Raw genomic sequence first — 21,988 nt, 5'->3', positions numbered from 1 at the left:
GCCGACGTGTCCGACACGGCCCGGCACCGCGGCCGACGACGAGAGGACCCGGGATGCGCCCCAGCACGGCCGACGACGGCCGGGAACAACTGCGGGACCTGCCGCACGGGGCGGGAGGCTCGCGATGACGCGGACGGTGACCGGTCGCACCGACCACGTCGTGGTCGTCGGGGCGGGGCTCGCGGGCCTGTCGGCCGCCCTGCACCTGCTGGGCTCCGGGCGGCGGGTGACGGTCGTGGAACGCGACCCGCTGCCCGGCGGCCGCGCCGGACGACGCGAGCTGGGCGGGTACCGCCTCGACACGGGCCCGACCGTGCTGACGATGCCCCATCTGGCCGACGAGGCGTTCGCCGCCGTCGGCGACCGGCTGGCCGACCGCGTCGAACTCCTGCCCCTGCACCCCGCCTACCGGGCCTGCTTCGCCGACGGCGGCACCCTCGACGTCCACACCGGGGCGGACGCGATGGAGGCGGAGGTCGAACGGTTCGCCGGGGCCCGGGAGGCGGCCGGGTACCGCCGGCTGCGCACCTGGCTGCGACGGCTGTACGAGGTGCAGATGCGCCGGTTCATCGACGCCAACTTCGACTCGCCGCTCGGCCTGCTCACCCCCGACCTGGCCCGGCTCGCCGCCCTCGGCGGCTTCGGCCGGCTGGACGCGCGCATCGGGCGGTTCCTGACGGACGAGCGGCTGAGGCGCGTCTTCTCCTTCCAGGCCCTGTACGCCGGTGTCGCACCGGCCCGGGCCCTGGCCGCCTACGCCGTCATCGCCTACATGGACACCGTGGCCGGCGTGTACTTCCCGCGCGGCGGCATGCACGCCCTGCCCCGTGCCATGGCGGACGCCGCCGCCGACGCCGGAGCCGACCTGCGCCTCGGCCGGGACGTCACCCGGCTGGAACGCTCCGGCAACCGCGTCACGGCGGTCGTCACCGCCCACGAACGCGTCCCGTGCGACGCCGTCGTCCTCACCCCCGACCTGCCCGTCGTCCACCGGCTGCTGGGCCGCCGTCCGCGCCGCCCGGTCGGGCTGCGGCACGCGCCCTCCGCCGTGGTCCTGCACGTGGGCACCACCCGCACCTGGCCGCACCTGGCACACCACACGCTGTCCTTCGGGTCCGCGTGGCACCGGACCTTCGACGAACTGACCCGGACCGGCGCCCTGATGACCGACCCGTCCCTGCTGATCACCCGGCCCACCGCCGCAGACCCCTCCCTGGCGCCCGAGGGACGTCACCTCCACTACGTCCTCGCCCCCTGCCCCAACACCGACATCGGCCCCGGCGCCCGGGACTGGGCCGACCTCGCGCCGCGCTACCGCGACCGTCTGCTCACCACTCTGGAACGCCGGGGACTGACCGGCATCGCCGCCGCCATCGAGGAGGAGTGCCTGGTGACACCCGCCGACTGGACCGCACAGGGGCATGCCGCGGGCACGCCGTTCTCCGTCGCCCACACCTTCGCCCAGACGGGACCCTTCCGCCCCCGCAACCTGGTGCGCGGCACGGACAACGCGGTCCTCGCGGGCTGCGGGACCACCCCGGGAGTGGGCGTGCCGACCGTGCTGATCTCCGGGAAGCTGGCCGCCGCCCGCATCGCCGGACCACCGGCACGCCGTTCGCCGGCGAAGGGCGGGCGCCGATGACCCGGCGCGAACTGGACGCCGCGGGCATCACCGACCCGGCCCTGCGCGCCGCCTACACCCGGTGCCGGATCCTCAACGCCCGCCACGGCCGCACCTACTTCCTCGCCACCCGCCTCCTGCCCGCCGACCGCAGACCGGCCGTGCACGCCCTGTACGGATTCGCGCGGTGGGCGGACGACATCGTCGACGACATGGGTGCCGAGGCGACGACCGCCGACCGCGCGGCCGCCCTCGCCCGGCTCGAGGAGCAGCTGCGGCAGGCGCTGACCGGGGCCGGGCCGGCCGGTGAACCCGTGGTGGCCGCCCTCGCCGACACCGCCGCCCGGTACGCCATCGACCCGGCGCACTTCACCGACTTCTTGGCCTCGATGCGCAGCGACCTCACCGTCACCGACTACGCCTCCTACGACGACCTGCGCGCCTACATGCACGGCTCGGCCGCCGTCATCGGCCTGCAGATGCTGCCCGTGCTCGGCACCGTGACCGCCCGCGTCCGGGCCGCGCCGCACGCCGCCGCGCTGGGCGTCGCCTTCCAGCTGACCAACTTCCTGCGGGACGTCGGCGAGGACCTCGACCGGGGCAGGATCTACCTCCCGGCGGACCTGCTCGCCGCGCACGGCGTCCACCGGGACCTGCTGCTGTGGAGCAGGCGCACCGGCCGCCCCGACCCCCGCGTCACCGCCGCGCTGCGGGCCGCCGAGGACCTCACCCGCGCCGTCTACCGCGAGGCCGCCCCCGGACTCGCCATGCTGGACCCGGTCGCGCGCCCCTGCATCCGTACCGCGTACGTCCTCTACGGCGGCATCCTCGACGCCATCGCGGACGACGGATACGCGGTACTGCACCGGCGTGCGGTGGTGCCCCGCCGCCGCCGCGCGGCCGTCGCCGCCGGCGGACTCGTCCGGGTGCTGGCCGCCAGGCTGGGGGCGCGTGGCGCCGCCGCGCACGGGATGCCGCCGGCGCCGTGCCGGAAAGACACCCACTCCGTGAAGGAGGCCGGATGAGGCAGCACCCCCACCCCGGCCGGGGCCGCTACCCACTGCGGCTGCGGCGCCGCCCCGTCCCCTGGCGGAACCAGCGTCCGACCTGGCGCGAGGCACGCCCCGCCCTCATCGCCGGAGCCCTCGAGCGCGCCCGGGCCCGCCCCTCCGGCAACTGGTACGTCCTCGGCGCGAGTACGGACGCGGCGCCCACCCGGCCGCTGTCCGGCACGGTCGACGGCGTCGAGGCCGTCGTCTGGCGCGACGCGCGCGGGCGTCTGGTGGGCGGGCCCGGCGCCTGCCCCCACCTCGGTGCCCCCTTGGCCGACAGCCCGGTGCGGTGCGGCACGCTGGTGTGCCACTGGCACGGACTGGCCCTGGACGGCGGTGCGTTCGCCGGCTGGGAGCCGCTGCCGGTGCACGACGACGGCGTCCTGGTGTGGGTACGGCTGGACGCGGTGGGGGAGGAGACGCCGACGCCCGCCCCCGTCGTACCCGCCAGGCCACCGCGCAACGCGGCCCTGACATCCGTCTGGCGCGGGGTCGGGGTCTGCGAACCCGAGGACGTCGTCGCCAACCGGCTCGACCCGTGGCACGGCGCCTGGTTCCACCCGTACTCCTTCGTGGACCTCACCGTCGTCGAGACGCCCCGCCAGGCCCCCGACGCCGGCGAGGACGACGACCGCTTCGTCGTGGACGTGTCCTTCCGGCTCACCGGCCGGCTCGTCGTGCCCGTACGGGCGGAGTTCACCGCCCCGGAGCCCCGCACCGTCGTCATGCGCATCACCGGCGGTGAGGGCACCGGATCCGTCGTGGAGACCCACGCCACGCCGCTCGGCCCGGACGAGGCCGGCCGGCCGCGTACCGCGGTCACCGAGGCGGTGCTGGCCACCTCGGACCGGCCGGGCTTCCCCGTGGTCCGGCGCCTGGCCCCGGCCCTGCGCCCGCTGATGCGGGCCGCCGCCGGCCGCCTGTGGCGCGACGACCTCGCCTACGCCGAACGCCGCGGACACCTGCGCGCTCGCGGCAGGTTTCCCGGCTAGAACGGAGCAGGACCGGCATGCAGACCTTCCTCCCCCACCCCGGGTTCCGGGAGTCGGCGCTGACCCTGGACCGCCGCCGGCTGGGCAAGCAGCGGGTCGAGGCACTCCAGGTGCTGCGCGGCCTCACCGTGCCCGGCTACGGCTGGCGCCGGCATCCGGCGGTGCGGATGTGGACGGGCTACGAGGAGGCCCTCGTCCGGTACGGCCTGGAGGTCTGCCGGGTCTGGCGCGAGCGGGGCCACCAGGACAGCTGCGCCGCGTCCCTCGTCGCCGGGCTCGCCGCGAGCCGCCCGCACGAGCCGGTGCGGGACCAGTCCGAGCTGGCGGGCGCCGGGGAACTGCCGCCCTGGCTCGGGGACGACGCCTTCCACCGCAGCCACCGGTCGGCGCTGGTGCGCAAGGAGCCGGAGGTGTACGCCGAGCTGTTCCCCGGGGTCCCGGACGACCTGCCCTATGTGTGGCCGGACTCGGACCGGGAGCGCGGCGAGGCGGGGAGCGGTACCCCGTAGGGTCAGGCCCGCTGCTCGCCGGCCAGTTCCTTCATGTCGACGGTCTGGTCGGCCGGCGGCTGCTCGGGGCTCACCGGCTCGTCGTACTCGCTGAAGGTGACGCTGCCCGGGTTCTCGCCGCCCTCGGTCGTGGTCTTGAGGATGTACGGCTTGCCCTCCGTGGCGACGTACAGGGCGAGTGTCTCGCCGGAGGAGCTCTCCTTGGTCAGCTTCAGGGCCTCCTCGCCGTTCACCTCGGTCGTGTCGCCGCGCTTCATCCCCTGGCGCTCGGACTTGTCCTCGTCCATGGCGGCGATGAAGCCCTGCTTGTCGCAGACCCCGGCGGTCGTGGCGTCGTTCGCCGGCATCTTCACCCACTTGTCCCGCAGCTTCGGCACCATCTTCCGCGCCGCCTCGGGCTGCTGTTCGAGGGCGTTGCGCCAGTACTGCTCGTCACCGCGCAGATAGAGCGTCGCGTCGGTGTGCCGCACGTCCGCCGTGGACTCGCCGGTGCCGATGGTGCCCTGGCAGTTCTTCTCCTGGTCGACCGAGACGTCGATGGTGACGGTGCTGCCGTCCTCCTGGCGGGTGTCGCCCTTCATGTGCAGGGACTTCGCCTGCCGCGTGGCCTCGACGGCCTTCGCGGCGATGTCGTCGGCGCTCTGCCCCTCGAAGGGCTTGCCCTCGTCACCGGAATCGCCGCCGCAGCCGGCCAGTAAGGCGAGGGAGACGCTCGCGGTCGCCACAGCGGTCGCCACTTTGATGGTGCGCACTGGCAGTTCCTCCCAGATCCGTTGATGCCCGTCAAATCCCTTGACTTTCCGATGTGTTGACACCGGGACGTTCCGACTACCCCGTATTCCTCCGACATGCGCGCGATGGAGAAGCCGTGACGTCCGTGTGCGGGCGGTGGCCGCGGATTGGTCCCCGACGACGCCCGTGAAGTGGACCCCGTGCCGGGCCGCTGCGCTTCCTAGCGTCATGGCCATGAACGCCACCACCCTGCGCGGCGCCCTGCTCGCCGCGTTCGCCTGTGTCCTCGTCGGAGGATCCTTCACCGCCAACAGCCTGCTCGGCGACTACCCGTACGCGGGCGGCCAGTTCCTGCGCTACGGTCTGGCCTTCCTGCTGCTCGTCCCGCTCGCCGGACCCGGCGCGACGACCCGGCTGCGCACGCTGGGAGCCGGCCGGTGGCTGCGCCTCGCGCTGCTCGCCGCCGTCGGCATGGTCGGCTTCAACCTGGCCGTCCTCGCCGCGGAACGCACGGCGGAACCGGCGGTCCCCGGCGTCTTCGTGGGCTGCGCGCCGGTGGTGGTCGCCGTCCTCGTCCCCGTCCTGGACGGGCGGCGGCCGCAGCGCGCCGTGCTGTACGGGGCGTTGTTCGTGGCCGTGGGCGCCTTCACGGTCCAGGGCTGGGGGCGCACCGACGGCGCGGGCATCGCCTTCTCCGTGTGCGCCCTGGTCGGCGAGGTGGGATTCGCGGTCCTCGCGGTGCCCGTACTGCGGCCCCTGGGCCCTCGGCTGCTGTCCACCGTGGTGTGTGGTGTGGCGGCCGTCGAGTCGGCGGCGGCCGGTGTCCTGGCCGACGGTGGCGGGTGGCTGCGGCGGCCGGACGCGGTCGAGGGCGGGGCGCTGCTGTGGCAGGCGGCGGTGGTCACCGTCATCGGGTTCGTGTGCTGGTACATGGGCATGCAGCGGATCGGGGCGGAGCGGGCCACACTGTTCTCCGGCCTGATCCCGGTCGCCGCCGCCTGCACGGCACCGCTCGTCGGTACGGGCTCCTACGGCGCCGCTCAGGCCGTGGGCAGCACCCTGGTCTGCGCCGGGGTCGCCGTGGGTTCCGGTGCCGCGTCGCTGCCGTTCGCGCGCCGGGGCCGGGCGCCGGCGACGCGGCAGCGGACCCCGGAGCGCTCCTTGGAGAAGCCGGAGAGGTCCTTCTAGGTGTGGTGCCCGGGTTCACGCGGGCCGGGCACAGGGTCCCGCGGACGTCCACCGGGACCCTGTGCTTCGTCCGGTACGGCTCAGGGCTGTACGGGCATGCTCCAGCAGTTCGAGCCGGCCGGCTTGCCGGAGAGCCGGTCGGTGAGCCAGGAGATGGCCTTGCCCTGATCGGCGAGCAGCGGGGCGAAGTGGTTGAGCAGGCCACTGCCGACACCGGGCAGCAGGACCGGGTCGTAGGTGACCTTCGCGCCCTTGCGGCACCAGTCGACGGCCAGTTGCCGGGACTGTTCGTGGGGGACCAGGTCGTCGGCCACCCCCGTGGCCACGCGGACCGGACCGGTCGGCTTCAGCGCGCCGATCCGCTGCTCGGCCAGGAAGGCCCGCAACGTCGGCTCGGCCCGGATGATGTCGCCGAGCGACTGCCCGGTCCTGGTCCAGGCGGTGCTGCTGTCTCCTCCGTACGCGAAGAGGGCGTCGCCGACGCACATGGTCGACAGATCCTTCAGCGCCTCCTCGCCCGCCGTGTCGACGTACCGGTCGGCGATGGGCCGCAGGGCCGGCTCGCTCTGCAGGAAGCCGTTGAGCGACCAGCCCAGCGCGCCCGCCAGGTCGCCGCCGTCGATGGCCTCGGTGACCTCGGTCAGGTCGGCGGGCGGAGCGCCGGCGTAGGTGCCCGCCAGCTCGACGTCCGGGGCGTAGGTGGGCTGGAGTTCGGCCGCGGCGGCCGTCGCCCCGCCGCCCTGGCTGTAGCCGAACAGACCGATCCGGGAGTCCGGGGTGACCGACGCCGAGTCGAGGGAGCGTGCGGCGCGTATGGCGTCCAGTACGGCGTGGGCTCCGTCGACGCGGTTGACGTAGGTGTGCAGCCGGTCGGTGGTGCCGAGCCCCACGTAGTCGGTGACGACGACCGCGACGCCGCGCAGCAGCAGCCGGTAGACGGACAGGTCCTCGTAGCCCACCGACACCGTCTCGCCGTTGAGCAGCAACGGGTGCTCCAGTGCCATCGAGGCGGCGCACTGGTCGCCCTGGCCCATGGTGCCGGGCGCCACGGCGACCAGGGGCCGCGGTCCGTCGCCGCGCCACTTCGCGGTGGGCTCGATGTAGGCGCCGGTCACGGCGACCGGTTCGCCGTTCGCGTCGGTGGACTTGTACATCAGCCTGGTCGCACGTCCCGGAAGGGGGCCGCCGAGGGTGGGCAGACTCAGGGCGAGGCGCAGCGGTTCGCTGCGGATCAGCGCGCCGTCGGTGTCGGGCAGCGTGGACGGCGGGGAGTAGAAGGCGGGGATCTCGACGCCGCGGGAGACCTCCGTGGCGGAGCCGGTCGCCGGACCGGTGGCGGCGGCCGGGACGGCCTGCGCACCGAGGGCGAGCGCGACCGTGACGGCCGCGGCGAGCGTGCGTGGGCGTGGGGGCATGGCGAACCTCCTGGGGAAGGGCCGGAACCGGTCGTCCGCGGTCCAGTGGGGTCAGGGCCGTGGCCGCGCTGCTCCTGTGAGGTGACGGGACCGTAACCGACCAGGGGTTACCGGGGGTAGCACCATGCTCATTACGGTTCAGTAACTTGACGCGCCGTCTGACAGCGGTCCCGTCGCGAACCAGGAGGTGCCGAAGCGCGGAGGGGGAGCGGTACGGCCCGCCGCTCCGTCGGGCAGCGGGCCGGGCGCCCCGGTTGTTCCGGCCGGGGCACGCGTGCCTACCGGCGGCTGCGCACCAGCAGATACAGGAAGTACGGCGTACCGATGACCGCCGTCATGAGCCCGGCGCCGAGCTGGGCCGGGGCGATCACCGTGCGGCCGATCAGGTCGGCCGCGCACACGAGCGTGGCCCCCAGGAGGAGCGCGACCGGCACGACCCGTACGTGCCGCCGGCCCACGAGCGCCCGGGCGGCGTGCGGGGCCACGAGCCCGACGAACCCGATGGTGCCCGCGCAGGCCACGGCCGTCGAACTGAGTACGACGCTCAGCACGAGGAACCCGAGCCGCCCCGCCCCCAGCCGCAGGCCGAGCAGCCGCGGTGTGTCCTCGTCCAGTGAGATCAGGTCCAGCTCGGTGCGCCGGGCGACCGCGACACCGATGCCGACGACCAGAGCCAGCGCGACCGGCACGATGTCCGGCATGGTCCGCCCGTAGGTGGAACCCGACAGCCAGGTCAGCGCCTTCGTCGCGTTGAACGGGTCGGTGAGCACGATCAGCAGGCTGATCAGCGCGGTCGTCGCGGCGGCGACCCCGATGCCGACGAGGACCAGCCGGTTCTGCCGGAAACCGCCCCGGGCGGCGAGCCCGAAGACGAGGACCGCGGTGACGGCGGACCCCGCGAAAGCGGCACCGGCGACACCCCACGTCCCGGCCACCGGCGCGGTGGTCACCAGGACCACGGCACCCAGCGCGCCGCCGCCGGAGACGCCCAGGACGCTGGGCTCCGCGAGCGGGTTGCGCGTCACGGCCTGTACCAGCGTGCCGGCCAGGGCGAGCGCCGCGCCCGCGCCGAGCGCCGCGAGCACCCGGGGCACCCGGGTGTCCAGGACGAAGGAGACGGTCCGCCCCGCCCGGCCCTGCGCCCAGTTGAGGACGTCACCGAGCAGCAGCTTGCTGTCGCCGACCAGCACGGCGGCGATCACGAGGCCCACCAGGACGGCGACCAGGACGGCCAGCGTGGCCAGGAACACCGCCCGGCTCGGGATGCGCAGCCGGTCCGGCGCCCCGGCCCCGGCCGTGTCCTTCAGGCGCAGCGCCATGACGACAAGGAAGACGGCACCCACCAGGCTGGTGACGACACCGGTGGGCACGGCCACCGAGAGGTCGTCCGCGACGAAGGTCCGCAGCAGCACGTCCGAGCCGAGGACCAGGGCCGCGCCGGTGAGCGCGGCCGCGGGCATGGCCGTACGGGACCGCGCGAAACCGCGGAACCGGCGGGCCAGCGGGCGCACGAGGGCGGGGGCGCACAGGCCGACGAATCCGATCGGCCCGGCGAGCGTGACCGCGGCGGCGGACAGCAGCGCGGCCAGGACGACGACCGTGACCCGGGTGGCCCGGACCGGGACGCCCAGTCCGCGCGCGGCGTCGTCGCCGAGCGCGAGCGCGTCCACCCGGCGGGCCGTCAGCAGCAGCCCGACGAGCCCGGTCAGGGCGATGGGCAGCATCTGCAGGATGCCGTCGAAGCCGTTCTGGGCGATGCTGCCCTGGTTCCACTGGTAGAGACCGTCCGTCTGCTCGGGGAAGAGCAGCAGCAGTCCCTCCGTCATGGAGTTCAGGCCCAGCATCAGCGCGGTGCCGGCCAGCACGAGCCGGACGGTGCCCGTGCCGAGCCCGGACAGACCGAGTACGACGGCCGCCGCGGCCAGGCCGCCGGCGAAGGCGACACCGGAGGAGGCGATCATCGGGAGCGAGACGCCGGTGGCGCCGACCAGTCCGAGGGCCAGGTAGGAGCCCGCGTTCACGGCCAGCGTGTCGGGCGAGGCCAGCACGTTGCGGCTGACCGCCTGGAGCACGGCACCGGCCATACCGAGGACGGCGCCGACCAGGAGGCCCGCGGTCATGCGGGGCAGCCGGGACGCGATCACGACGGACGCGTCGTCCGGACGGGCCTGCCCGGTCAGGGCCTTGAACACCTCGGCCGGTCCGACGGCGGCGGTGCCCTGGGTGATGTCGACGACGGCCAGGACGGCGACCAGGAGGACGAGCCCGGCCGTCACCGCGGCCGCGCCCGGCCGGGACGTGGGTGCCGTCGACGGACGGGCGGCGGGCTTGGTTGCGGTGACGGCCATGACCCCGCTACTTCGTCAGTGCGCCGACGATGGAGTCGATGTACGCCTCCATCGACCGGGGACCGCCGAACATCCAGATGCCGTCGTTCAGCCGGTGCACGTCGCCGGCCTTCACGAACGGCAGGGACTTCCACACCGAGTTCTCGGCCAGCGCGCCGGTGAACGGGGTGCTGTTCTTGTCCTCGTCGCTGGCGATGTAGGCGAACTGGACGTCCTTCGGCAGGGCGGTGAGGCCCTCGACGTCGGTGGAGGCGAGGCCGTAGGCCTCGTCGCCCTTCATCTTCCAGGCGTTCTTCAGGCCGATCGCCTCGTTGACCTCACCGATGAGGGAGGTCGCGGTGTAGGGGCGGATGGAGACCTGGTTGGACGTCACGTAGCCGTCGGCGAAGGCGATCTCCTTGCCGGCCATCTTCGCGTCGGTCAGGGCCTTCTTGCCCTCGGCGACCTTCGCCTCGAAGCCCTCGCGGATCGTCTCGGCCTTGTCCGTGGTGCCGGTCGCCTTGGCGATGAGGTCGACGTTGTCGAGCATCTGCCCGATCTGGTCGGTGCCGTCGGCGGACTTCACCTCCAGCACGGGGGCGACCTCGCGCATCTGCTTCACGGCGGCGGGCGGCAGGTCCGTGGTGGCGACGATGAGGTCGGGGGCCAGGGAGGCGACCGTGTCCATGCTCGGCTCGCCGCGCGTGCCGATGTCCTTGGGCTCGTTCTTCAGCGGGGCGGACGTGTCCCACGTCGTGTAGCCCTTGACGTCCGCGACGCCGACCGGGTCGACACCGAGCGAGACGAGGCTCTCGACGACGTTCCACTCGGTGGCGACGACCTTCTTGGCCGGGCCGTCGAGCTTCACCTCGGTGCCCTTGCCGTCCTTGAGCGTGATGGCCTCGGAGGCCTTCTTCTCGGACTTGTCGGCGGCGGGCTCGGTGGTGCCGCAGGCGGCGAGGGTGAGCGCCGCGGCGGTGGTGGCGGCCGCGGTGAGCAGGAGGCGTCTCATGAGGTGGTGCCGAGCCTTTCGGTTCGTATGTGGTGGCGGCCGATCGGGCGGGTGCGCAGCCGGCCGGTCAGGGGGTCGGTGTCGACGTCGATCCGGATGCCGTAGACGGCGGTGAGGCGTTCCGGCGTCAGCACGTCCTCGGGTGGGCCGTCGGCGACGATCCGGCCCGCTTCGAGGAGCGTGATCCGGTCGGCGACGGCCGCCGCCTGGTCGAGGTCGTGCAGGACGACACCGACGGCGATGCCGTGGACGTCCGCCAGGTCGCGGATGAGGTCGAGGAGTTCGATCTGGTAGCGGAGATCGAGGTACGTCGTCGGCTCGTCCAGGAGCAGTACGCCGGTCTCCTGGGCGAGGCAGCTCGCGAGCCAGACCCGCTGCAACTGCCCGCCGGACAGGTGGTCGGCCCCGCGGTCGGCGAGGTCGTCGACGCCGGTGAGGGCGAGCGCCCGGTCGACGGCGGCGGGGCCGTCCGGATCCGGCCGCCCCCAGCGGCCCCGGTACGGATAACGGCCGAACTCGACGACGTCCCGCACGGTCAGCCCGCCGGGCGTCGGGCGTCCCTGCGTCAGCAGGGCGACGTACCGCGAGAAATCACGGGACGTCAGCGCCAGTCCGTCGGTGTCACCGTCGATCCTGAGCGTGGCGGCGCGGGCGCGTTGCAGCCGGGCGATGGTCCGTAGCAGCGTCGACTTCCCGCTGCCGTTCGGACCCACCAGGACGGTCACTTCACCGGGCCTGAGCCCGACCGCCGCGTCGTGCACGACATCGACACCGTCGTACGACACGGTCACACCGGCCGCCGACAGTTCATGACCGCGCAGGCGCGGGGTACCGGCTGCGTCTTCACCAGATCTCACGTGGCGAAGGTTAGCCTAACCTAAAAAGCGCTGGTAGAGGCGGGGCTCGCACAGTGCGGGGGGAGGCCGTGCCGTCGCGGCCTCCCCCGACTGGGTGAGGATCTCAACTCGCCTGCCACGACTGGGGTTTCCACAGACCGGACCGGTTCAGGGACTGCGGGCAGTGCAGATAGATCTCGTCGATTTCCAGCAGCAGGGCGAGGGCCGGACGCCGGCCGTCCCGTGCCATCGCGTCGAAGAAGGGCGCGTCGGTGAGGAGACGGGCCCGGCCGTTGACGCGCAGTACCTCCTTGCCGCCGGGAACCAGGTAGAGCAGTCCGGCGTGCGGATTGTCGAGAATGTTGTGGAAGCTGTCCCCCCGTCGGTTTCCCGGCCGGTCCGGCAGGGCGAGGGTGCCGGGGCCGAGGATGTGCGTGAACCCCGGGGCGTCACCGCGCGGCGAGACGTCGCAGTTGCCTTCGGTGTCGGACGTGGCCAGCAGGCAGAAGGGGGAGCGGGCGAGGATGTCCCGGTCCTCGTCCGTGAGCCGGTCGTGGACCTTGTCGATGACGATGGGCCAGGGCTCGCCCAGCAGCTCGCGCAGTTCCGCGCGCGAGCCGAGCTCGACCCAGCCCTCCTCGGTGACGGCGTCCGGCCGGGCGCCGGCCGTGTCGATCGTGTGCGGCAAGGCCGGCTCCCCAGGTGTGTGCTCGGCGGAAGCGCGGGCTTCCGGCGGATGGCTGCATCCAGCACATTATCTGATGTTAGGTTCGCCTTACCTGGCGGCTCGGGAGTGACGCGGAGGACGGGCGGCGCCGACCCTCAGAAGGCGTACCGGACACGGAGCCAGGGCGCATGGGCGGCGACGAGCTCGCGGAGCCGCTCCACCGCCCCGGCCTTGACGCCGCTGCGGTAGCGCACGTTGAGCGCGCCGTTCTCGGAGCGCTTGGCCTGCTGGATCTCCGGCCGCCACAGCACCTCCTCGGCGCGCGGATGCCAGCCGAGGTTGACCTCGTGCAGCTCCCGGTTGTGGGTCAGCATGATCACTTCGGCGGCGGCCTGCCGCTTGACCCGGTCCGGCAGGACGTCGTCGAGGTGCCGCAGCAGCTCCGCCCAGGCCTCCTCCCAGCCCGGACGCAGCACCACGGGGGAGAGGTTGAAGTGCACCTCGAAGCCGGCGTCCAGGAAGTCGCCGGCCGCGGCGATGCGCTCGGCGACCGGTGAGGTGCGCACGTCCAGCAGCCGGGAGTCGTCCGGCGGCATCACGGAGAAGCGGATCCGGGTCCGGCCGCGCGGGTCGAGGGCGAGCAGGTCCGGGTTGACGTACTTGGTGGCGAAGGACGCCTTGGCGGTCGGCCACTGCCGGAAGGCGTGCACCAGATCCGCGGTGTTGTCGCAGATCAGGGCGTCCACCGAGCAGTCGCCGTTCTCGCCGACGTCGTAGACCCAGGCCTCGGGGTCGCACTGGTTCGGCTCGGGCTTGGGTCCCTGCCGGGCGATGTGCCGGCCCAGGTGAGCGATGACCCGGTCGATGTTGGTGAAGACGGTGATCGGGTTGGCGTACCCCTTGCGGCGCGGCACGTAGCAGTAGGCGCAGGCCATGGCGCAGCCGTTGGAGACGCCGGGGGCGATCCAGTCCGCGGACCGGCCGTTGGGGCGGGTGGCCAGCGTCTTCCGCTCGCCCAGGACCAGCGTCTCGCCCTTGATCCGCACCCAGCGCTCGACGTTGCCCTCGTTGCCGTGCAGCCCGGGGACGCGCCAGTGCGAGTCGACCTCGATCACGCGGGCGCCGGGGAAGCGGGCGATCACCTGCCGGCCGCGTGGCGAGGCGGCCGCCGCCGGCTCGGCGTGGATCTCCCGTACGGGCAGCAGGCGGCGGGCGGCGGCCGAGTCCCGGAAGAGCGGTCCGCCGGCGGGCGCGGGGGCCGGCGGAGCGGGCGTCAGGGCATCGAGGCCGAACAGGGTGCCGGAGCCGTCGTCCGGCGCGGTGGACGGGTCGTGCATGGGGTGCTCCGGTGCGCGGGTGCGGGACGGACCGTCGCGGCCTCGGTGCGCCGCGGACGGTCCCGGTCCCTCCACTGTACGAAGCGCGCGGTGCCCGGTGCCGTGTCACGCGTCCCGTCGGGGGCATACGCGTGACACGGCACCGGTGCGGTGCCGCCGACCGAAGGGATGTACACCGTGCTTGCCATCATCGCGGCGGTCCTGTTCCTGATCGCCTGGCTGATCAACGCGGCGGAGGTCTCGACCAACGACATCTTCACCTCCACCAACGTGATGCTCGCCGGCCTCGCCCTGCTGGCCCTGCACGTCGCCGGCATCGGCAGCGGCTGGGCGGCACGCGGGCGCCGCCGCTGAGCCCCCCGCCCGCAGCCCCGGTTCCGCCCCCGTCAGGGGACACGGGCCACGCCCGCGTAGATGCCGCTCTCCTCCCGGGCGGGCGGCTCCTCGTCCCCGCCGTACCACTCGGTGGCCGTGACCAGGCCGGGCGGAAGCAGTTCCAGTCCGCCGAAGAAGCGGGCCACTTCCGCCCGGGTACGGAAGCCGAGCCGGATGCCGCCCTCGGCGTACTGGGCGATCACCTGCTCCGCCAGCTCGGGGAAGAGGTCGATCGCGGCGTGCGACAGGACCAGGTGGCTGCCCGACGGGAGGGTCTCGACCAGACCGCGGACGATGCCGTGGGCGTCCTGCTCGTCCGGGACGAAGTGCATCAGCGCGATCAGCGACAGCGCGACGGGACGGTCGAAGTCCAGGATCTCCCGGGCGCGCCGCACGATCTCGTCCGGCTCCCGGACATCGGCCTGGATGTAGTCCGTGGCCCCCTCGGGGCTGCTGACCAGCAGGGCCTCCGCGTGCCGCAGGACGATCGGATCGTTGTCCGCGTAGACGACCCTGGCCGAGGGAACCGTTCGCTGGACGATCTGGTGGAGGTTGGGCTCCGTCGGGATGCCCGTGCCGATGTCCAGGAACTGGTCGACGCCCCGCGCGGCGAGGTGGGCCACCGCACGGTTCATGAACGCGCGGTTCTGCCGCGCCGCGTCCCGCGCCTGGGGCGGCAGTTTCTCGCCCACCGCCTCGTCGACGGGGTAGTTGTCCTTGCCGCCCAGCAGCCAGTCGTAGACACGCGCGGGGTGGGCCCGGCCGGTGTCGATGTGGGGAGGCCGGGAATGGTCCGTCGTCATGGCAGGCTCCGTGGTCAGGGAGGTGACGCTCCACCGCAGTTCCCGATCATCGTACTGCTCCGCGGCCCGTGCCATGTTCCGGGCCGGCGACGGGAGTTGCCGACCGCTCGACGAGGGTCACCCGACGTCCCGGCGCGCGGTGCGGGGCGGGCGGTGGGCTCACTCCCGGTCCGCGTCGGTGATCTCGCGGACGACCCGCGCCGGTGTCCCGGCGACGACCACCATGGGCGGCACGTGCGCCGTCACCACGCTGCCCGCGCCCACCACCGAACCCCGGCCGACGTTGACCCCCGGCATGATCAGTGCGCCGGCCCCGATCCACACGTCGTCCTCGATGCGCACCGGCGCAGTCCGCACCACCGCCGCGGCGGTGGTGCGGACTGCGCCGATCGGTCGTGCTGGGGTCAGCTCGCGGACACGTCCGTCACCGTCCAGCGCTGGTTGTCGCCGGAGTTGGGCGGCCACGTCGTGACGGCCGCGCCCTCGTGCGTCGCCTGGCCGCCGACCTCGAGCAGGCGCCCGGTGGCCGCGTTGACCAGGGTCCAGGTGCCGTCGCCGGTGGTCGACACGATCCACTCGGCGGCCTTGTCGCGCTTGCCGGTGTCGGGCTCGGCCACCGGGACGTCGTCGCGAACGGCCAGTCGTGTGCCGTCCTCGGGATCGGTGAAGACGTGGCGGTCGCGGACGCCGCTGTCGTGGCGTACCGCGCTCAGCCGCCACTCCTGGGCGCTCGTGCCGGCCTCGGTGCCGAGGACCAGACCGGTGCCGTCCGCCGCGACGGTGACGGCCTTGCCGCTCTGCACGCCGGTCAGCGTGTAGGTGTGGCCCTTGCGCAGGGCGGCGGCGTCCTTCGCGACGCCGGAGACGCCCTTGATCTCGAAGGAGGTCACGGACTGCGCGGGCACGGTGAAGGTGGCCGCGCGGTCGCTCACCCTGACCGGGGCCTGCTGCTCGAGCTTGCCGTCGGCGCTGGTCACGACCGGGGTGACGGTGGCCCTCCGGCTCACGTCGCGGAACTTCGCCAGGTCGATGGTGACGGTACGGGGCGCGGTCGTCCGGTTGACGTGGACGAGCGAGGCACCCTTGCCGTCGCGGGTGACGGCGGCGGCGCTGGAGGTGTCGTCCGTGTTGATCAGCCGGTCGCCGGGCCGGATGAAGTGGGTGAAGTTGCGGGCGGTGTCGAACTTGGTGTTGGTCCGGATCGGGCAGGTCTCGAGGGTGTCCCCGGCGGTGCAGCCGAACGGGATCTGGATGCTGCCCCAGTTGCCGCCCTCGGCGGACTCGCCGCCGGGCTTCATGTTGTCGTAGTCCTCGACGGGCTGCCAGAACACCCAGGCGCGGGGCTCCAGTTCGCGCAGGTCGTCCACGATCTGCTGGGCGAGTCCGAGGCCGGGCCGCATGTCCTCGAAGTCCTGGCCGTCACCCCAGTCGCCGCCGACCTCGCTCATCCACAGCGGCTTGTCCGCGGCCTTGGACAGGTCCCGCACGGTGGTGCGCTGCCCGGTGCCGTAGGTGTGGACGTTCATCTGGCCGACGAGGTCGCGGTCGGCCTGCGAGTACGCGCTCCAGTTCTTCGCGAAGGTCCCGGGGTTGGTCTCGTCCATCGCCGAGATGTCCGCCTTGACCTTCGCCTTCTTCAGCGCGGGGGCGAGGGCCCGCAGGACCTCGCGCTGGAGCTCGGGGCCCATGTGGGCCCCTTCCTGCCGGCCGCCGACGGGTTCGCCGTCGGCGCCCAGCCGCGTACCCCAGTAGGGGGTGTTGGGCTCGTTGAACGGGTCGACGGTGTCGACCTTGATGCCCTCGGCCTTCTCCAGCCGCTTCGTCGCACCGGCCACGTAGGCGGCGAAGTCCCCGACCGACTCGGACTTGAGCTGGTCGGCGGAGGAGTCGAAGCCGCCGGAGACGTAACCGCTGACGGTCATGAACCAGGGCGGGGAGTTGCTGAACGTCTCCCAGTGGTCGATGTCGTCCTTGATGCGCTCGACCCACCAGCGCTGGGCGGCGTCGGCGTCCTCGTTCCAGTCGGCCGGGTCGTCGGCGCTCCACCAGTCGGTGTCCTCGCGGGTGGTGCCCGCGGGCGCCTGCCACCAGCCCTCCACCGCGCCGCCGGCGCGCAGGTAGTCCTTCACGTCCGGTGCGTTGCCGCCGCCGATGTTGTAGCGGGCGATGTTCAGCCCCAGGCCGTCGTCGCCGAACAGGAGCCGGGCCAGCTTCTCGCGGATCTCGGGCGGGTAGCCGCCGGTGGCGTTGGCGAACCAGACCAGGCTGGTGCCCCAGCCCTCGAACTCCTCCTGCTGGTACGACGGGTCGGGCCGCACGGTGACGGAGGCGGCGGCCGCGGCCGGTTCGGCCTGGGCGGGAACGCTGATCAGTGCGGCCCCCGTGGCCAGGGCGGTCAGGACCGCTGCCCCCAGGAGGCGTCTGCTGCGGGTACGGCGTGCCATCGTGTGCTCCCAACTGAACGGTGTGGTCGCTGCGGTGGCCCCTCCGCCCTGGTCCGGGCAGGAGGGGACGGCCCCGGAGCGGGTGCGTGCCGCTCCGGGGAGTCGTGGGTGTGGTGCGACGGTGCCTGGAGGGCGCCGGTGCCGTCTCAGTCCGTGGGCGTGCGCAGGACGGCGACGTCCCTGGGCGCGAGGGCGACGGCACCGTCCGCGTCGGTGGTGCCGGCCAGAACCTCCCCGGCGAGGCCCGGGACGGTCACCGCCTCGTCGGTCCGGTTGACCAGGAACAGGAAGCGGCCGCCGGGGCCCCGGCGCACGGTGGCCTCGACCGATCCGCGCACCTCGGCGGGCAGTTCGCTCGCCACGCCCGCCGGTTCCAGCAGCCGCGGCAGCAGCGAGGCGAGCCCGTCGGCGCCGAGCCGGGTGGAGACGTAGGCGGCCGAACCGCTGCCCGTGGGGCGCCGGGTGACCGCCGGGCGGCCCGCTTGCGGACCGGTGCGGTAGTGGGCCAGTACCTCCGTGTCCGGAGCGGTGACGGTGATGTGGTCGGTCCACAGCCCGCCGGTGCTCGCGTCGTCCAGTTCCACGGTCCGCTCGGCGGGCAGCGGGCCGAACTCCTCGACACGGATGCCGAGCAGATCCCGCAGGGCGCCCGGGTAGCCGCCGAGCCAGACGTGGTCGTTCTCGTCGACGACACCGGAGAAGTAGGTGGTGACCAGGTGCCCGCCCTGCTCGGCGTAGCGGGTGAGGTCCTTGGCGAGCTCGGCCGGGACCAGGTGCAGCACAGGGGCGATCAGCACCCGGTGGCGGCTCAGGTCGGCGCCGGCGGTGACCACGTCGGCGCGGATGCCGAGCGCCAGGAGCGCGGAGTACCAGTCGAGCGCCTCCCGGTGGTAGTCGAGCAGCGACGTGGGATGCGAGTCCTGCTCGCTCGCCCACCACGACTCCCAGTCGAAGAGGATGCCGACCCCGGCGGGCTCCCGCTCGCTCCCGGCGACCGGCGCCAGCGTCCTCAGCGTGTCGCCGAGCGCGGTGACCGCGCGGAACAGGTCGCTGTCGGCGCCGGCGTGCGGGACCATCGCCGAGTGGTACTTCTCGGCACCGGCCGCCGACTGGCGCCACTGGAAGAAGCAGACCGCGTCGGCGCCGTGCGCCACGTGTGTCAGCGAGTCCCGGGCCAGCTCGCCCGGCCGCTTGGCCAGGTTGACGGGCTGCCAGTTCACGGCACTCGTGGAGTGCTCCATCAGGAACCAGGGCCGGCCGCCCGCGATGCCGCTGGTGAGGTTCGCGGAGAAGGACAGCTCGTCACGGGCCTGGGGGCTCGGCACCACGTAGTGGTCGTTGGCGACGAAGTCCACCTCGCCGGCCCAGTCCGCGTAGTTCATGCCCTTGGTGCCGGGCATCACCATGAAGTTGGTCGTGACGGGGACGCCGGGCGTGACCTCCCGCAGGATGGCCCGCTCCGCCCGCAGGTGGTCCTTGAGCGCGTCCGACGAGAAGCGTTTGAAGTCCAGCTGCTGGGTCGGGTTGGGGTGCGAGGCGGCCAGCCGCGGCGGCAGGATCTGCTCCCAGTCGCTGTAGCGCTGCGACCAGAACGCCGTGCCCCAGGCGTGGTTGAGGGCGTCCGTCGTGCCGTACCGCGCGCGCAGCCAGTCGCGGAACGCACGGGCCGCGTCGTCCGAGTAGTCGTAGACGTTGTGACAGCCCAGCTCGTTGTTGACGTGCCAGGCGACCAGGGCCGGGTGCTCCGCGTAGCGGGTCGCCAGCTCCCGGACCAGGCGCAGGGCGTGCTCGCGGAAGACGGGCGAGGTCGGGCGCCAGTGCTGGCGCGCGCCCGGCCACAGCGTCTCGCCCCGGTCGGTGACCGGGAGGATCTCCGGGTGCGCGGTGGTCAGCCAGGGCGGTGGGGAGGCGGTGGCGGTGGCCAGGTCGACGCCGACGCCGTTGTCGTACAGGAGATCCATGACCTCGTCGAGCCAGGCGAAGTCCCAGGTGCCTGGGCCCGGCTGGAGGCGGGCCCAGGAGAAGATGGCCAGCGACACGACGTTGACGCCGGCCTCGCGCATCAGTCGTACGTCCTCCTCCCACACCTCCCGGGGCCACTGCTCGGGGTTGTAGTCGGCGCCGAAGAGGAGACGGGGGGCGGGCGCACCGTCCGGCCCGCGCTGCAGGCGGGACAGGAGGGTGGAGATCATGACGGTCCTTCCGGTGTGGTGCGTACGGTGCGGGAGCGGCGGTGCGTGAGTCGCGCCGCCGCCCCGCGGGCCGCCGCGTCGTGTGCTGCCGGTACTGCTTCCCGACTGCTACTTCTCGACGGTGAAGCCCTGTTCGGTGCCGTACTCGACGGAGGCCTCCTGCCAGGACTTCAGGCCCTCGACCAGCGTGGTGTCCGAGACGTAGGCCTTGCCGACGGTGTCGTTGAAGATCGAGTTCGCGTACACCTGGTAGGGCAGGTACGACCAGTCGTCGGCGACGTTCGCGGCCGACTCGGCGAAGACCTTGTTGGCCTTCTGGCCGCCGAAGTAGGGGAACGCGGTGTCCTGGAACTCGGTGGACTGCAGGTCCGCGGTGGTCGCCGGGAAGGCGCCGTTGTCCAGGCGGGTCTGCACGCCCTCACCGGCGTTGGCGTACTCGACGAAGGCGTACGCCAACGCCTCGTTCTTGCCCAGCTCCGGCAGGGCCAGCGCGCTGCCGCCGTTCTCCGCGCTCGCCTCGGCGCCCGCGGTCCACTGCGGCAGCGGGGCGACGCGCCAGTCACCGGCGGCGTCCTTCACGCCCGAGGCGAGGTTGGCGGGCATCCAGGCGCCGGTGGCGAGTGTCGCGATCGTGCCGTCGCCGAGACCCTTGTACCAGTCGTCGGTCCAGCCCGTGACGGGGGCGAGCAGCTTCTCGTCGATGAGCTTCTGCCAGGTGTCGGTGAACGTCTTCGCGCCCTGGTCCGAGAAGTCGATCTTCACCTTGGTGCCGTCGACCGTGTAGGGGCGTGAACCGGCCTGCCAGAGCATGCTGGTGGCGAACCCGGCGTCGCCGGTGTCGGCGGTGATGTACGCCTTCGGGTCGGCCTTGTGCAGGTCGCGGGCGGCGTCCAGGTACTCGGCCCAGGTGGTGGGCACCTTGATGTCGTACTTGTCGAAGACCTTCTTGTTGTAGAACAGCGCCATCGGACCGGAGTCCATCGGCAGCGCGTAGACGCCGTCCGAGCCGGCCTTCACCCCGTTCCACGGGCCCGGGGAGAACTTGGCGGAGAGCTTGTCGGCGCCGAAGCCCTCGAGGTCGGTGAGCTGCTCGGTCAGGGCGTACTGGCCCATCGCGTAGTACTCGATCTGCGCGACGTCCGGGACGCCCTTCTTCGCCGATATGGCGTTCTGCAGCGCGGTGTACTGGTCGGCGTTGGTGCCCGCGTTGACGAGGTCGACCTTGACGCCGGGGTGCTTCTTCTCGAAGTCGGCGGCCACCTGCTTGAGGGTGGGCTCCCATGCCCAGACCGTGAGGGTGCCGCCCTCGTCGAGGGCCGCCTGGATGTCCGCCTCGGAGACCGCCTTCCGGCTCGATCCCCCGTCGTCGGAGTCGCCGCAGGCGGTCGCCCCCAGGGCGAGGGCGCAGACGAGGCCTATGCCGCGCAGTATGCGGCGCGAGTGCTTGGGCATGGGATTGCTTCCACTTCTTCGTGGCCGGAACCGGCACCGTCGAGGGTTGGAGGGGCGTTGGGGGAGGGGGGAGAGGGTGGGGGCTACTCCTTGACGCTTCCGGCGGCGAGGCCGGACTGCCAGTACCTCTGGAGCAGCAGGAACGCGGCGATCAGCGGCAGGATGGTGATGAGCGACCCGGTGACGACCAGGTTGAAGACGGCCTCGCCGCCCGCGGTCGCGGCCTGGGCGTTCCAGCTGTTCAGACCCAGGGTCAGCGGATACCAGTCGGGGTCCTTGAGCATGACCAGCGGCAGGAAGTAGTTGTTCCAGGTCGCGACCATGGTGAACAGCAGGACGGTGACGATGCCGGGCGCCAGCAGCGGCAGGGCGACCTGGAAGAAGGTGCGCACCTCGCCGGCGCCGTCGATGCGTGCGGCCTCCATCAGCTCGGCCGGGACGGCCTCGGTGGCGAACACCCACATCAGATACAGGCCGAACGGCGAGATCAGGGACGGGATGATGACCGCCCAGGGGGTGTTGGTGAGCCCCATGTTGCTGAACATCAGGAAGGTCGGCACCGCGAGGGCGGTACCCGGCACGGCCACCGCGCCGATGACCACGGCGAAGACGGCGCGCCGCCCGGGGAAGTCGAACTTGGCGAGCGCGTAGCCGCCGAGCACGGCGAGGAAGGTGGCGCCTCCCGCGCCCAGACCCACGTACATCAGGGTGTTCAGCAGCCAGCGGGTGAAGACGCCGTCGTTGTAGGTGAACGTCTCGCTGATGTTGTCCCACAGCGCGAAGTCGCCGTCGAACCACAGGCCGAAGGAACGGGCCAGCCCCTCCTGCGTCTTGGTGGCGCTGACGGCCAGCCAGATCAGCGGCACCAGGCTGTACAGCAGCACGAGCCCGGTGAGCACGGTCAGCAGGATGCTGCGCCGGGGCTTGTCGGGGGAGTGGCGGCGGCGGGACGTACGCAGCCGGGGCACGGAGCCCGAGGTGCCGGACGGGGCGGTCGCGGAACGGTCGGAGACGGTGACGACAGGACTGGTCAT

19 protein-coding genes are annotated in these 21,988 nt (G+C 72.9%); 6 read left to right on the top strand and 13 right to left on the bottom strand.

Annotated elements, in window-relative coordinates:
- The first annotated feature begins 124 nt into the window (after nucleotides 1–124).
- From crtI to ACZ4V1_RS24385, 4 genes are read left to right on the top strand one after another with little or no spacing between them, the layout of a single operon-like run.
- Nucleotides 125–1,642 carry a phytoene desaturase family protein gene (gene crtI, locus ACZ4V1_RS24400; protein WP_468339546.1) on the top strand — a complete coding sequence of 506 codons (1,518 nt, stop codon included), beginning with the start codon at nucleotides 125–127 and terminating at the stop codon, nucleotides 1,640–1,642.
- Entirely contained in the window at nucleotides 1,639–2,646 is a 1,008-nt protein-coding gene (locus ACZ4V1_RS24395; RefSeq protein ID WP_468339544.1) for a phytoene/squalene synthase family protein, read from the top strand. Before crtI ends, ACZ4V1_RS24395 begins: the two co-directional genes overlap by 4 nt.
- Complete coding sequence (locus ACZ4V1_RS24390; RefSeq protein WP_468339542.1) at nucleotides 2,643–3,665, top strand: DUF5914 domain-containing protein; 1,023 nt, start codon at nucleotides 2,643–2,645, stop codon at nucleotides 3,663–3,665. The genes ACZ4V1_RS24395 and ACZ4V1_RS24390 overlap by 4 nt, the downstream gene beginning before the upstream one ends.
- Nucleotides 3,666–3,682: 17 nt before the next feature.
- A complete protein-coding gene (locus ACZ4V1_RS24385; RefSeq protein ID WP_468339540.1) occupies nucleotides 3,683–4,174 on the top strand; it encodes an MSMEG_6728 family protein in 492 nt (163 codons plus the stop codon).
- Nucleotides 4,175–4,176: 2 nt separating this feature from the next.
- Here the strand turns inward: ACZ4V1_RS24385 and ACZ4V1_RS24380 are convergent, their stop codons facing one another.
- Nucleotides 4,177–4,926, bottom strand: coding sequence for a hypothetical protein (locus ACZ4V1_RS24380; protein WP_468339539.1), 750 nt, complete (start codon nucleotides 4,924–4,926; stop codon nucleotides 4,177–4,179).
- 214 nt (nucleotides 4,927–5,140) lie between these two features.
- Between ACZ4V1_RS24380 and ACZ4V1_RS24375 the strand changes: the two genes are divergently transcribed.
- Nucleotides 5,141–6,094: a DMT family transporter gene (locus tag ACZ4V1_RS24375; protein ID WP_468339537.1), complete on the top strand. Its 954-nt coding sequence runs from the start codon at nucleotides 5,141–5,143 to the stop codon at nucleotides 6,092–6,094.
- Nucleotides 6,095–6,174: 80 nt separating this feature from the next.
- Here the strand turns inward: ACZ4V1_RS24375 and ACZ4V1_RS24370 are convergent, their stop codons facing one another.
- From ACZ4V1_RS24370 to ACZ4V1_RS24345, 6 genes are all read right to left on the bottom strand, one after another.
- A complete protein-coding gene (locus ACZ4V1_RS24370) occupies nucleotides 6,175–7,509 on the bottom strand; it encodes a lipase family protein (protein WP_468339535.1) in 1,335 nt (444 codons plus the stop codon).
- A gap of 278 nt (nucleotides 7,510–7,787) precedes the next feature.
- Complete coding sequence (locus ACZ4V1_RS24365) at nucleotides 7,788–9,857, bottom strand: iron ABC transporter permease (RefSeq protein ID WP_468339533.1); 2,070 nt, start codon at nucleotides 9,855–9,857, stop codon at nucleotides 7,788–7,790.
- A 7-nt stretch (nucleotides 9,858–9,864) separates the two neighbouring features.
- Nucleotides 9,865–10,848, bottom strand: coding sequence for an ABC transporter substrate-binding protein (locus ACZ4V1_RS24360; protein ID WP_468339531.1), 984 nt, complete (start codon nucleotides 10,846–10,848; stop codon nucleotides 9,865–9,867).
- The gene (locus tag ACZ4V1_RS24355) at nucleotides 10,845–11,705 is read right to left on the bottom strand and encodes an ABC transporter ATP-binding protein (RefSeq protein ID WP_468339529.1); all 861 of its coding nucleotides are present in this window, start codon (nucleotides 11,703–11,705) and stop codon (nucleotides 10,845–10,847) included. Before ACZ4V1_RS24355 ends, ACZ4V1_RS24360 begins: the two co-directional genes overlap by 4 nt.
- Nucleotides 11,706–11,808: 103 nt before the next feature.
- Entirely contained in the window at nucleotides 11,809–12,372 is a 564-nt protein-coding gene (locus ACZ4V1_RS24350) for an MSMEG_1061 family FMN-dependent PPOX-type flavoprotein (RefSeq protein WP_468339527.1), read from the bottom strand.
- Between the two features lie 134 nt (nucleotides 12,373–12,506).
- Complete coding sequence (locus tag ACZ4V1_RS24345; RefSeq protein ID WP_468339525.1) at nucleotides 12,507–13,688, bottom strand: spore photoproduct lyase family protein; 1,182 nt, start codon at nucleotides 13,686–13,688, stop codon at nucleotides 12,507–12,509.
- A 168-nt stretch (nucleotides 13,689–13,856) separates the two neighbouring features.
- Here ACZ4V1_RS24345 and ACZ4V1_RS24340 point away from each other — a divergent pair, with 168 nt between their 5' ends.
- A complete protein-coding gene (locus ACZ4V1_RS24340) occupies nucleotides 13,857–14,042 on the top strand; it encodes a hypothetical protein (protein WP_468339523.1) in 186 nt (61 codons plus the stop codon).
- A gap of 32 nt (nucleotides 14,043–14,074) precedes the next feature.
- Here ACZ4V1_RS24340 and ACZ4V1_RS24335 read toward each other — a convergent pair whose 3' ends face one another.
- The 6 genes from ACZ4V1_RS24335 to ACZ4V1_RS24310 form a co-directional block, all read right to left on the bottom strand.
- Nucleotides 14,075–14,866, bottom strand: a complete 792-nt coding sequence (locus ACZ4V1_RS24335) for an SAM-dependent methyltransferase (RefSeq protein WP_468339521.1) — start codon at nucleotides 14,864–14,866, stop codon at nucleotides 14,075–14,077.
- Between the two features lie 159 nt (nucleotides 14,867–15,025).
- A complete protein-coding gene (locus tag ACZ4V1_RS24330; RefSeq protein WP_468339519.1) occupies nucleotides 15,026–15,208 on the bottom strand; it encodes a DapH/DapD/GlmU-related protein in 183 nt (60 codons plus the stop codon).
- A 62-nt stretch (nucleotides 15,209–15,270) separates the two neighbouring features.
- Nucleotides 15,271–17,310: an RICIN domain-containing protein gene (locus ACZ4V1_RS24325; RefSeq protein ID WP_468339517.1), complete on the bottom strand. Its 2,040-nt coding sequence runs from the start codon at nucleotides 17,308–17,310 to the stop codon at nucleotides 15,271–15,273.
- A gap of 146 nt (nucleotides 17,311–17,456) precedes the next feature.
- Nucleotides 17,457–19,502, bottom strand: a complete 2,046-nt coding sequence (locus ACZ4V1_RS24320; RefSeq protein WP_468339515.1) for a beta-galactosidase — start codon at nucleotides 19,500–19,502, stop codon at nucleotides 17,457–17,459.
- A 108-nt stretch (nucleotides 19,503–19,610) separates the two neighbouring features.
- Entirely contained in the window at nucleotides 19,611–20,954 is a 1,344-nt protein-coding gene (locus ACZ4V1_RS24315) for an ABC transporter substrate-binding protein (RefSeq protein WP_468339513.1), read from the bottom strand.
- A gap of 83 nt (nucleotides 20,955–21,037) precedes the next feature.
- A complete protein-coding gene (locus ACZ4V1_RS24310; RefSeq protein ID WP_468339511.1) occupies nucleotides 21,038–21,988 on the bottom strand; it encodes a carbohydrate ABC transporter permease in 951 nt (316 codons plus the stop codon).

This window comes from Streptomyces sp. NPDC028991 (genome assembly GCF_055564775.1).
The sequence above is the reverse complement of the archived record's forward strand: the minus strand, read 5'-3'. Positions and strand labels throughout refer to the sequence as shown.